The organism is Mucilaginibacter ginsenosidivorans (assembly GCF_007971025.1).
In the GTDB taxonomy this organism is placed as follows: domain Bacteria; phylum Bacteroidota; class Bacteroidia; order Sphingobacteriales; family Sphingobacteriaceae; genus Mucilaginibacter; species Mucilaginibacter ginsenosidivorans.
The window spans coordinates 3293646-3306441 of record NZ_CP042436.1 but is presented as its reverse complement, the minus strand read 5'-3'; the positions used below and the strand labels follow the sequence as shown (position 1 = coordinate 3306441).

Below are 12796 nucleotides of genomic sequence, written 5' to 3'. Positions count from 1 at the left end.
CTATGGTCTATTGACTTTCGAATAAAGACTTTAGACTTTGAACCTCTACACCATCGACACCGGCTTTTTCAAATTAGATGGGGGAGCTATGTTTGGTGTGGTTCCGAAGACTATCTGGCAAAAAACCAACCCGGCTGATGAGAATAATCTTTGCACCTGGGCTATGCGTTGTTTACTTGTGGAGGATGGGAACAGGCTCATTTTGATAGACACGGGTATCGGCAACAAACAGGACGCCAAATTTTTCAGCCATTATTATCTGCATGGCGATGCCAGCCTGGATTCCTCCTTAGCAAAACATGGTTTCCATTGTGACGACGTAACCGATGTTTTCCTGACGCATCTGCACTTCGACCACGTTGGCGGCGCAGTAATACGCGACGGAGATAAATTGACTCCTGCTTTTAAAAATGCTACCTACTGGAGCAACCCAAAACACTGGGAGTGGGCGGTAAACCCGAACGACCGTGAAAAGGCATCATTCCTGAAAGAGAATATATTGCCCATCCAGGAAAGCGGCCAGCTTAAATTTATTAATACTGACCAGGAGGGCGCTGCATTCACAAAAGATTTCGGCTTGCGCTTTGTTTCGGGCCATACCGAGTCGATGATGCTGCCGCTTATCCGGTATAAAAACAGGAAAATATTGTATATGGCAGATCTAACGCCTTCCGTAGGGCATTTACCTATCCCCTACGTTATGGCTTATGATATGTTCCCGCTGACGACGTTAAATGAAAAAACAGCGCTGCTTGGTGAGGCGCTTGCAAATAACTATGTGCTGTTTTTCGAACACGACCCAATAAATGAATGTTGCACTTTGCAGCAAACCGAAAAGGGTATCCGGGTTGAAGCAACTTTCGCGCTTAATGAACTATAATTGGAGTTAAAAACAGGCATTGTTTTTACTCAAAAGCAATATTAATAATTTAAATGTAAAGATATAATTGCTTGTATTTTTTTCATAACAATTTTGTACCTTTGCACGTTCCATTCTAAAGTATAGAATCGAGGTAATAAAAATAGATGAGACAACTCAAAATAACCCAATCCATTACCAATCGTGAGTCCCAATCACTTGACAAATATCTCCACGAAATTGGTAAGGTTGACCTGATAACAGCCGAAGAAGAAGTAATATTAGCCCAAAAAATACGTGAGGGAGATCAGGCAGCACTGGAGCGGTTAACCAAAACAAATCTTCGTTTCGTCGTTTCGGTGGCGAAACAATATCAAAATCAAGGACTTACATTAGGCGACCTGATAAATGAAGGAAACCTTGGCCTGATAAAAGCTGCAAAGCGTTTTGACGAAACCAAGGGCTTTAAATTTATATCATACGCCGTATGGTGGATCCGCCAGTCTATCCTGCAGGCTATTGCCGAGCAGTCGCGTATCGTACGTTTACCATTGAACCAGGTTGGTTCGCTAAGTAAAATCAGTAAGGCTTTTTCAAAACTGGAGCAGGAATATGAACGCGAGCCTTCACCCGAAGAGCTTGCTGACATGCTGGAAACTACCGTTGACAAAATATCCGATACGCTGAGCAACTCGGGGCGCCATGTATCTATGGATGCACCGTTTGTACAGGGCGAAGAAAACACGCTTTTGGATGTATTGGAGAACCAGGAGCCTAACACAGACTCGATCCTGATAAACGAGTCATTATCGGAAGAGATAAAACGCTCGCTTTCAACTTTAACAGAGCGCGAGCGCGAGATCATCGTATTGTTCTTTGGTTTGGGAACCAACCATCCCCTTTCATTGGAAGAAATAGGTGAGAAATTTAACCTGACACGCGAACGTGTAAGGCAGATAAAAGACAAAGCACTGCAACGGTTGCGGCATACGTCGAGAAGTAAGATACTCAAATCCTACTTAGGATAAAAAATAACGAAAGCCTTCGTCAAAAACGAGGGCTTTTTTATGTTGCATTATATCAATTTAACATTTAATCAGCTACATCTCGCTTTTTTCAAGAAATAAACTAAATTTATAGGTTGTAAATGTTGCTTTTATAACCTGATGCGCCTCTTACTTCTGGTTTCATTTTTATTCCTGGTTATCTTTTCTATACCGGGTACAACCAACGCACAGGTTTGTACCGGCAGTTTAGGCGCGCCGGTAGTAAACGAAACCTTCGGAACAGGGAAAACATTTGGAGAAATAGGTGCCCCGCTTGCAACCGGAATAACCAATTTGAAATATAATGCTACTTCGTGCGGTGGTGAGGATGGTGAATATAGTCTTCTGTCATCGATGGGGACGTCCTGTAAAGGAGGCACCTGGAAATACATTGGCCATGATCATACAGGTGATAAAAACGGCTACATGATGATCATTAACGCTACAGATGAGCCCAGTGAATTTTTTACTTACCGGGTGAAAGGCAACTTGCTATGTGCAAACACTACCTACCAGTTTGCGGCCTGGATATTAAATATTTTGCGTGATCTTCCGCAAACGCAGGGCTATTCCGAACCTAATATTACTTTTAGTATTGAAAAACCGGACGGCACAGTTTTGAAAAGTTTTAACACAGGGAATATCAAAGCGGATGACCTTTCAATTCCATCGTGGAAACAATACGGTACATTTTTCACGTCTCCAAATGACGGATCGGATGTCATCGTAAAAATGACAAACAATAGCAGGGGTGGCTTAGGTAACGACCTTGCGCTTGATGACATTACGTTCAGCCCTTGCGGCCCTTTGATACAAACAGGTTTTGCCGTGATCGGGAACACAGCCGATAAAAATAACTGCATCAACGACGATCTGAATTATACATTGGTTGCTCAGCAACAAGGGTATCCCGACCCGGGTTGTCAGTGGCAGAAAAAAATACTCGGCGATACCGTATGGACCGACATTCCGGGCGCCACAACGACAAGTTATCATGTTGTCATTCCGACCGCGCAAGTAGGGCTTTATCAATATCGCATCGGCGTGTTAAGCAGTACAAACGCAGGGTCGGAAAAGTGCCGTATTTATTCCGATCCGCTTAATATTAATGTATATCCGTTGCCGACTTATCCCCTTTCGTCAACTACCACTACCTGTATAGGCAGCCCGCTCATTTTAAGAGCCGATGGCGGCGATAGTTATTTGTGGACCGGTCCTAACAACTTCACATCGGGCGAAAGCAGTCCGACAGTTACCACCAATGCCGACCACAGTTACGAGGGTGACTATACACTCAGGATAATCAAAAATGGCTGCCCGTTTTTCGCCACTACCATCGTAAAGGTATATGACGCCGTAACAGCAGAGCCGTTAAGTGACGTTGCAATATGTGAGGGCGGTTCGGTACAATTCAACGTGGTGAGCACTAATGCAACCAACTTCAAATGGTTCCCGTCAACCGGGCTCGACCATGATGACATACCCAACCCAACAGCAAGTCCGGGTGTGACGACAACTTACAAGGTCGAAATAAGCAATGACGCATGCCCGGGATACATCAAATCTGCAACATCGACTGTAACTGTATACAAAAACCCGGTAGCTGATGCCGGAAAAACATTCAGCATGAATGAAGGCGAAACGGCGAAACTCAAAGGGAAGGCGTCAGGCGATAACATTATCACCTACTGGACACCGGCTGATTACCTAGATGATCCCACGTCGCTGACACCCGCAACCAGCGCCACTGCCAACATCACCTATACGCTTCATGTCGAATCGACCGTAGGTTGCGGAATAAGCACCAGCAGCGTCTTCGTTCGGGTTTATAAAAAACTGGGCATCGTAAATACGTTCACTCCAAATAGTGATGGCATAAACGATACCTGGAATATCAAAAACATTGACGACTACCCAAATGCGCAAATTGACATATATGACCGCAGTGGTCAGCGTGTATTTCATAGTATTAGTTATGGCAAACCATGGGACGGTACAAATAAAGGTAGTAAAGCCGTGGCCGGCACTTACTATTATATCATCGACTTTAAGGAAGGTGACCTGAAAAAAAAGTCGGGGTGGGTTTTATTGGTTAGATGATTGGGTCATTCCCTTACACTGAACAATAATTTGAACAGTAATCTGTTTCATAGTTCGGAAAGCCCAGCATTTGAAAAGATTAAGCATTTTAACTATTCAGTTTTACCTGCTAATATTTTGGTACAACGTTGCGTGTACGGTGGCGGCACAGGTCCTGGTGCTATTCGGCGGGCTGCCAATAAATGCCATTAGCTTTTTGATAGCTAAACTATTGGGCTACCTGGGTGCAATCAGCCTTGATTATTATACTTCGAAAAACCATTACTACTATTTTCGAAACACCGGCTATAGTATGCGATGGATATTTATTAGTGCCCTTATAACTGATATATTCGTTTACTTAATTATCGCGCTTATATGTTTAAACTAACGGTCGACAGTGTAGAACTTGAATTTAATGGCCGTAAAATATTACAGGATATTTATCTCGACTGCTCAACCGGCGAAGTGGTCGGGCTTCTTGGGCGTAATGGAAGCGGCAAGTCATCGCTTTTGAAGATCATTTTTGGCGTACTTACCCCTACTCACAAATATTTGAGCATTAACGAAGATGTTCTGGATAAGGGTTACCATAAAAACCGGGTAGCCTATTTACCACAGCATAATTATTTACCGAAAGGAATTCCTGTTAGCAGCCTTGCAAAAATGCTGGTTGCCACGGAATATTGGAACGAATTTTCTAACCTCGAGATTTATAAAATCCACCATCGTAAAAAAACAGAACAGCTATCCGGTGGGGAACTAAGGCAGCTTGGCATGCTGATGATCCTTTACAGCCGGTCGTATTTTATTTTACTGGATGAGCCTTTCACCCACGTAACTCCCATACAGGCGGATTATTTTAAAGGCATTATTAACACCGTAGCTAAGAACAAAGGGATCATTGTTACAGATCATCAATATCGCAATATTATGGACGTGAGCGACCGCCTGATCGTAATCGCCGATGGTTGCACAAAACCTATTACAAGCACTGAGGATTTGGTTACTTATAACTATCTTAGTGGCAACAATTAAATCGTAATGACTATCCCCATTTACCAGGCTGATGCCTTTACAAACCGTTTGTTTGGCGGCAACCCGGCTGCCATTTGTCCCCTGAAAGAGTGGCTTCCTGACGAAACGATGCAAAAGATCGCCACGGAAAACAACCTGGCCGAAACCGCTTTTTTTGTAGCTGACGGAGATGGATATAAGCTGAGATGGTTTACTCCCGAGTTTGAAATAGACCTTTGCGGCCATGCCACTCTCGCTTCGGCTCATATCATCTTTACCGAATTGGGTTACCAAAAGGACACTATTAATTTTCAGACCGTAAAAGCGGGCGTATTAACTGTAAAAAAAGACGGTGATAAATATACCATGGATTTTCCTTCCAGGCCACCTATAGGTATTGAACTACCTAATGGCCTGGTTGAAGCTCTTGGAGGAAAAGAGCCTGTTGCTGTGCTCCGGTCGAGGGACTACTTCCTCGTGTATGAATCGGAGGAGGACATACTCGATATTACACCAGATTTTTCCGCCATGTCAAAATTTGATACTGTGGGCTTCATCGTGACTTCGAGAGGTAATGAGGCGGATTTCGTATCTCGTTTTTTTGCTCCCGGCGCAGGTATACCTGAGGACCCTGTAACTGGGTCGGCGCATTGCAACCTGATACCCTACTGGGCCGATAAACTTGGAAAAAGCAAATTACATGCTTACCAGCTATCTGCCCGTAAAGGTGAGTTATGGTGCGAATTGAAAGGGAACAGGGTATTGATGAGCGGCAATGCCGTTACCTACTTAAAAGGAGAAATTTATATTTAAGCTAAAAGCATAACCAGTTTAGTACTAAAAATAAAAGCTTTGAGCTTTCCGCTTTAAGCTTCCGCCTTAAAAATGCAGCTTAGTAAGTTAGAGATCAAGGGGTTCAAAAGCTTCGGCGATAAGGTCACCATCAATTTTAATGAAGGTGTCACGGCTATCGTTGGTCCAAACGGCTGCGGCAAATCCAACGTGGTTGACTCCATTCGCTGGGTGCTTGGCGAGCAGAGCACACGCATGCTGCGGAGTGAGAAGATGGAGAACATCATCTTTAACGGCACCAAAGGGCGCAAGGCCGCTAATCTTGCTGAAGTTTCTCTTAGCTTTGATAATACCAAGAACATCCTCCCAACCGAATTTTCACAAGTTACCATAACCCGTAAATTATACCGCGCCGGCGAAAGTGAGTACTGGCTTAACGATGTGCAGTGCCGCTTAAAGGATATCACCGACCTTTTCCTTGATACCGGGATCGGGGCCGACTCCTACTCTATCATCGAGTTAAAGATGATCGATGAGATCATCGCAAACAAGGAAGGTTCGAGACGCAACCTTTTCGAAGAAGCCTCGGGCATATCCAAATATAAGCTTCGCAAAAAACAAACTTTTAATAAGCTTAAAGATACTGAAGCCGACCTGGAGCGGGTCGAGGATCTGCTATCAGAGATCGAAAAGAACCTTAAAACGCTTGAGAACCAGGCAAAAAAAACAGAGCGATATTACAGATTAAAGGAACAGTACAAAAACCTCAGCATTATGCTGGCCTCGTTCCGGATCATCACTTTCAGCGAATCGCTGAAAAAGATCGAAGAACAGGAACAAAAACAGCATGACGAAAAACTCGGGGTTGTCACACAAATCGACAATACCGAAGCATCGCTGCAACAGCAAAAAACTGATAGCCTGGTAAAAGAGAAGAATCTTGCCACCCAGCAAAAAGCTACTAATGATTTTGTTGCGAAGATAAGGGCCTATGAAAATGAGAAAAAGATAAAAAACGAACAGCTTAAATTTCAGCAGGATAAGGAATCGCGACTGAACGAGGAACTGGAGCGCGACCGCAACCAACTGAATCATGTGCTGTACAACATTAAAAGGCTTGCTGAAGAAAAGGTACTGGAAGATGAAAATCTGCAAAAGGTACAGGTGATAGTTGCTGAACTTAAAGAATCTGTAGACGAACTAAGGGCGCAGCAGAATTCAGCAAGGGCCGAACTGAACGAGATCAATAGCGCAAATAATGCGTTGCAAAACGAGATGTACAAGGCAGAGAAAGACTTAGATATATTACAAATACAGCAACAGGCGCTTGAACAGGAAAGCCAGCGAAATTTGGAGGATACTTCCAACAAGGAAACTGAACTATCCCACTTTAACCAGGCGGTGGCTGAGTTACAGTACAGGTCGGACTCGATGGATAAAGAACTGCAAACGATGACCGAGTCGGAAGATAAGCTACAGTTGCAGATAAAGGAAGCTGAGACTGAATCGGAAGAAATTAAGGAAACCATAGTTAAAGAGAGCCGGAAACTTGACGCGAAGCAGAACGAGTACAATCTGACCAAAAGCATGGTCGATAACCTGGAGGGTTTTCCCGAGTCCATCCGCTTTCTCAAAAAGACATCGGGCTGGGCGAAAAATGCACCTTTGTTCAGCGATGTGCTTTTTTGCCGCGAGGAATACCGGGTAGCCATCGAAAACTACCTTGAGCCTTTGATGAATTATTATGTGGTTGAAGATTACAATGAAGCCATAGCGGCTATTAATCTTTTAAGTAATTCTTCGCAGGGAAGGGCTCAGTTTTTTATATTGAATAATTACAAAACTGAAAAGGTGGCACCGGCGGTCATTGAGGGCTCTGTAGCAGCCCTGGATGTTATCGAAGTTGAATCCCGCTACCAAAATCTTTGTACCCATCTTCTCAGGAATGTTTACCTGGTAAATGATTCTGCTGAGAAGGATCTCAATGGGTCTGCGTTGCCTGAATGTGTAGTTGTCATCGGCAAAAGCGGGAAATTCAATAAGTCAAAGCTGACCATGGCCGGCGGGTCCGTAGGCTTGTTCGAAGGGAAACGCATTGGCCGCGCCCGGAACCTGGATAACCTGGCAAAAGAGATCAGATCGGTTGAAAACAAGATAAACGAGCAAAAAAATCGCCATAGTGATCTTCAAAGTAAATTGTCAGCCTTAAAAATGCTGGGCAAAAGTGCAGAGATAAAACAATTAAACGACGACCTGAACAGGCTGAACACCGAATTGATCACCGTAAAAACGCGGCAGGAGCAATACCAGGCGTTTATAGAGAACAGCCTGAATCGTAAAGCGGATATAGCAGAAAAGATTACGAGCATTAAGGAAGAAATGGTCCGCCTGCAGCCCGAACTGGCCGGGTTAAAAGCGAAAAGGCAGGTACAGGCTGATCTGCTGGCCGGGAAACAACTTGCATTTAACGAATTGAACGAGACGGCTACTGTTCAGGCCAATACCTATAACCAGGAAAATATCCGCTTTCATCAGCAGCAGAATAAAGTATCCGGCTTAGTGAAAGATATGGAATACCGGGAAACGCAGAAGGAAAGCCTGGAAAGCCGTATTGAACAGAATAGCGCCGAACTGGACAAAGTGAAGATAGCCATAACTGAAAACCTGGCTCAATCAGATCACTCCGACGAGGACCTGATGGAAATGTATAAGCAAAAGGAAGAATTGGAGAAAGCTACCCAGCAGGCCGAACAGGAATATTATGCGTGGAGGAACAAAATAACAGAGACTGAAAATGATATAGCGGCGTTAAGGCGGAAAAAGGAACAGTTTGAAATGGTTGAAAATGAGCTAAAGGACGAACGGAACAACCTAAAGCTGGAACTAAATGCCTTAAAAGAAAGGCTTTCGGTTGAATTTAATATCGATATACAGGAACTGCTGGATGCTGAGCCTCCGGCCGATGAAAATGAAGCTGAGCTTCGCGACAAAACCGAAAAACTAAAACGGCAACTTGACGATTTTGGACCGATCAATCCGTTGGCGGTAGACGCATATAACGAGATGAATACCCGCTATGAGTTTATACAGGCGCAGAAAAAAGATCTCAGTGAAGCTAAAGCATCACTGCTGGAAACGATAAAAGAAATAGACGACACGGCACGTGACAAATTTATGCAGGCATTCGGCAACGTGCGGGAGAACTTCATTAAGGTGTTCCGGTCCCTGTTTAATGAAGAGGACTCATGCGACCTGATACTGACCGAACCGGAGAACCCGCTGGAATCGGACATTGATATTATTGCCCGGCCAAAAGGCAAACGGCCACTGTCTATCAACCAGCTTTCGGGCGGTGAGAAGACACTAACCGCTACGGCCATACTTTTCTCGCTCTATCTGCTTAAACCTGCCCCATTCTGTATCTTTGACGAGGTTGACGCGCCACTGGATGACACGAACATCGATAAGTTCAATAATATCATCCGCGATTTCTCAAGCCAGTCACAATTCATCATTGTATCCCATAACAAAAGAACCATCGCCAGCACCGATGTTATTTACGGCGTGACGATGGTTGAACAAGGCGTCTCGAGGGTTGTTCCTGTTGATCTTAGGGAACTGGCGGATTGACCGAAAAGCCCAAAAATCAAAAAGCTGAAAGCTTAAAACAAAGTAATGCTTTATGCTTTCAGCCTCCTGCTTTTACAAATTGGTTATCTCAATTTAAGCTTCTTGTCAAATATCATCCCGGTAAACTTGTGTTTTTCTAACTGTTTACCGGCTATTCCCTGTGCTTCTATAGAAAGTGTCCTCTGATTTGCAGCAAGGCTTTGTATCGTGGTTCCTCTTATTGAATAAGTACCCGTCTTTACATAGTTAAGCGCATGAGCCAGTAAGCCTTCGGTAGGGTCGCCAAAATCCTTGGTAACGTCGTCATAATCCTGGACACCCGGATAGCTTGAGCTGCCCGGAGTAAAGCCTGCATAATAATCGCCCTGGCCGGCGGAGTTCTTAGTCGAAAATTCAGGGATATACAATTGATATTTATTAATATCTATATCGAAGAAACCAACTGGTTTACCATAACTGGTTCTGCCGATAAATTGCACATCCATATTGGGGCGAAGGTTATTGATCGTCAATTCGCTTGCCGAAGCTGTAGAACCCGTCACGATGAAAAACACGCGATTCACATTCAAAGATCCCTGTTTCGCAAAATTCACGGCATTGCCCGCTACCGAATAATCAAACTGTGCATAGTTATAATCCTGGCCGGACGACTGATCTTTCCGCCATTGATTTTTAAGGAGCACCTCTTTGTTACCAGTTAAAATATCATTGTAATAAGTATTGTACATCAAACTACCCGATTTGCCGCTTGGAACAATCAGGTTATCCAGGTATTCCGCTGTGGCCACATATCCCCCACCGTTGTAGCGAAGATCGACAACAAGGTCGGTTACATTTTGAGCCGTAAAATAATTGAATGCAGCATTAAGTTGCGGGCTTGCATTTGATGGCGATGTAAAGCTATTAAATACGATATATCCAACAATATGACCGTTACCCTGGTCGAATGTTTTATAGGTCAATACTGGATTTACTGTATAATTTGCCACTGCAAGGTTAGTCACCGTAAGGGTTGTACCATCAGGCTTCTTTAAATCCATGGAGATAGTATTACTGTTTGCATAAGCATTTATTATAAAGTTCAGGTTGACACCAGACCCATCCCCATCGTAAGCTAAAGCGGTTCGTCCGTTAATTTTGGTTATCTGGTAACCACGCTTTATACCCGCCAGATCGGCTGGTGAGCCTGGATAGACAAACTTGATCCGGAGATCGTTAACATCGTTATATAATGGTGCAAACCCAAAATCGCCAATAACACCATTTAACTCGCCAGATACCGTTCCGTCATCTATAAACGAATATTTCGATTCGCCGGGATTTGGAGAATAATACTCGTAAGGCTGGCTGGTAGCCGGGTTAATTGCTATTTGAGATAATGCGTCTACCTCTTTTTGCAACGCGGTTATGTCATCTCCGCCCGAAAATGTCCGGGGCTTGAAGGTTGCATAATCCGGCAGCGATTTATACCACAGGTAATCTTCCTTTGCATATAAAAAAATGGAGTCCTTGATCTTATCAAGGGTCGTGCCCGGTGCATCTGGTCCTGTAACATCAGGCGTCGGGTTTATTTTCTTATTGCTTTTGCATGCCGCAAAAAGCACCACAGAAAGTATAAAAATTGAGTAAATAGTTTTTTTCATATTGGTTTGAATATAAATATATCTTTTGAAAATATCTTGATTTTAACGAAATATACGAGAATATGTTATAGCCAGACTTTTTAAAGTTCGCTTAGTTTAATAAAATCTATTCCCGATGCTTCTGCACATTGCTCATCGGTTTCATTCGCGCCTATCATTAATACGTTTCTCCGTTGTAAATTATGGTCCTTTATTAACAGGTCAATACAATCCGTTTCGGGCTTTGGAACCAGCTCATTAGCAAAATAACAGGTAAGGTAGGGTTCAAGGCCATTCCATTCCACCTGTTTTATTTTATTCAATTGCTGTTCGGGGTTGCCATTGGTCACAATAAATATCTTTTTCCGGTCCACCACAATTTCCTGCAACAACTTTAGCATATTCTGAAACAGCAAAAGCTTTAGCGGAAGTTTCGCTGTGTTACTTAAGTGATTAAAATTAACCCGATACTTTTCGTCAAGGTTAAGCTTTTTCTTCAAATTATCAAACACCTGCTCCTTCCCTTCCGATAAATACGTACCGGTCATACTGTTGGTTGCTTCTTTCGCGTCTATCATTTCAGTATACTCTAAAAAGCTGGCGAATAAATAATAAACCTGGTACCAATAATCCTTTTCAGGGTAAAGCACATCATCCAGCTCAAAAATAAAAGCGTCCTTACGGGAATCTATATCAATGTACCGTATCATTCAGAATATATTAATGCCATATTCAGTAAACAATTGCTTTGAATTTTTCAACAATTGCTTCTCCTGTTGGCGTAAAGGATATATCGCATCGATATTTTTGTCGAGGCACAGCGCTAACATACGATGTGTATAACTGATCTCCAACGGATCAGGCAGTTGAACTACTTTGCCGGATTTGATCAGTATTTCTGGTAGTTCAAGATAGTCGCCCAATAAAACATCAGTAGTATTTAATGAATTTTTAAGCGCGTATGCTTCCGATGAGTTTGCTGCTGTAATTAGCGTATACATCAAAATTTATTATACAATTAAACCATCCCTCATCAAAACTTTCCTGTCCGAAAGCTCAGCAAGATGCTCGTTATGTGTGACGATCACGAAGGTTTGATCGAACTCGTCGCGAAGTCTTTTGAACAGGCTATGCAATTCACCGGCATTGGTCGAATCAAGATTACCAGACGGTTCATCGGCAAAAATAATAGACGGATCGTTGATCAACGCCCTCGCCACGGCCACGCGCTGCTGCTCGCCGCCTGATAACTGGCTTGGTTTGTGAGTTAGCCTGCCCGAAAGGCCCAAAATATCAAGCAGCTTTTGGGCTTTTTTTTCAGCGTTGTTTCTCGATTCGCCTGCTATTAATGCGGGAATACACACATTTTCTATTGCATTAAACTCGACCAGCAGATGATGGAACTGGAAAACGAAACCGATCTTACGGTTCCGGAACGTGCTGAGATCTTTATTGCTCAGGTTGCTGACATTAGTGTTGCCAATAACAATATGCCCGGAATCAGGCTTATCAAGCGTCCCAAGAATGTTCAATAAAGTACTTTTTCCTGCACCGGACGCGCCGAGAATGGTCACTATTTCGCCTTTCTTAACTTCAAGATCGACACCTTTAAGTATCTGAAGTTGTCCGTATGTTTTGTGGATAGCATGAGCCCTGAGCATGGGGCTAAATTAGTGAATAGTGATTAGAGATTGGAAATTACTTGGCATTATTGAAAACTAATCGCCGAACACCATTCTAAGCGCGCTGAA

The 12796-nt window shown here is 43.4% G+C and carries 10 protein-coding genes; 6 read left to right on the top strand and 4 right to left on the bottom strand.

The window, feature by feature from the left end; genetic code table 11:
* The first annotated feature begins 37 nt into the window (after positions 1–37).
* From FRZ54_RS15125 to smc, 6 genes are all read left to right on the top strand, one after another.
* Positions 38–880 carry an MBL fold metallo-hydrolase gene (locus tag FRZ54_RS15125; protein ID WP_147032423.1) on the top strand — a complete coding sequence of 281 codons (843 nt, stop codon included), beginning with the start codon at positions 38–40 and terminating at the stop codon, positions 878–880.
* Positions 881–1026: 146 nt separating this feature from the next.
* A complete protein-coding gene (locus FRZ54_RS15120) occupies positions 1027–1887 on the top strand; it encodes a sigma-70 family RNA polymerase sigma factor (RefSeq protein ID WP_094570678.1) in 861 nt (286 codons plus the stop codon).
* A 138-nt stretch (positions 1888–2025) separates the two neighbouring features.
* Entirely contained in the window at positions 2026–4005 is a 1980-nt protein-coding gene (locus FRZ54_RS15115) for a gliding motility-associated C-terminal domain-containing protein (RefSeq protein WP_147032422.1), read from the top strand.
* 357 nt (positions 4006–4362) lie between these two features.
* On the top strand, positions 4363–5022 hold the full coding sequence (locus FRZ54_RS15110; protein WP_147032421.1) for an ATP-binding cassette domain-containing protein: 660 nt from the start codon (positions 4363–4365) through the stop codon (positions 5020–5022).
* A gap of 6 nt (positions 5023–5028) precedes the next feature.
* On the top strand, positions 5029–5814 hold the full coding sequence (locus FRZ54_RS15105) for a PhzF family phenazine biosynthesis protein (RefSeq protein ID WP_147032420.1): 786 nt from the start codon (positions 5029–5031) through the stop codon (positions 5812–5814).
* Positions 5815–5886: 72 nt separating this feature from the next.
* Positions 5887–9423, top strand: coding sequence for a chromosome segregation protein SMC (smc, locus tag FRZ54_RS15100; protein WP_147032419.1), 3537 nt, complete (start codon positions 5887–5889; stop codon positions 9421–9423).
* Between the two features lie 83 nt (positions 9424–9506).
* Here the strand turns inward: smc and FRZ54_RS15095 are convergent, their stop codons facing one another.
* From FRZ54_RS15095 to FRZ54_RS15080, 4 genes are all read right to left on the bottom strand, one after another.
* Positions 9507–11066 carry a S41 family peptidase gene (locus tag FRZ54_RS15095; RefSeq protein ID WP_147032418.1) on the bottom strand — a complete coding sequence of 520 codons (1560 nt, stop codon included), beginning with the start codon at positions 11064–11066 and terminating at the stop codon, positions 9507–9509.
* An 80-nt stretch (positions 11067–11146) separates the two neighbouring features.
* Positions 11147–11755, bottom strand: coding sequence for an HAD family hydrolase (locus tag FRZ54_RS15090; RefSeq protein WP_147032417.1), 609 nt, complete (start codon positions 11753–11755; stop codon positions 11147–11149).
* On the bottom strand, positions 11756–12046 hold the full coding sequence (locus FRZ54_RS15085; protein WP_147032416.1) for a hypothetical protein: 291 nt from the start codon (positions 12044–12046) through the stop codon (positions 11756–11758).
* A 9-nt stretch (positions 12047–12055) separates the two neighbouring features.
* The gene (locus tag FRZ54_RS15080) at positions 12056–12706 is read right to left on the bottom strand and encodes an ABC transporter ATP-binding protein (RefSeq protein WP_147032415.1); all 651 of its coding nucleotides are present in this window, start codon (positions 12704–12706) and stop codon (positions 12056–12058) included.
* Positions 12707–12796: the final 90 nt, after the last annotated feature.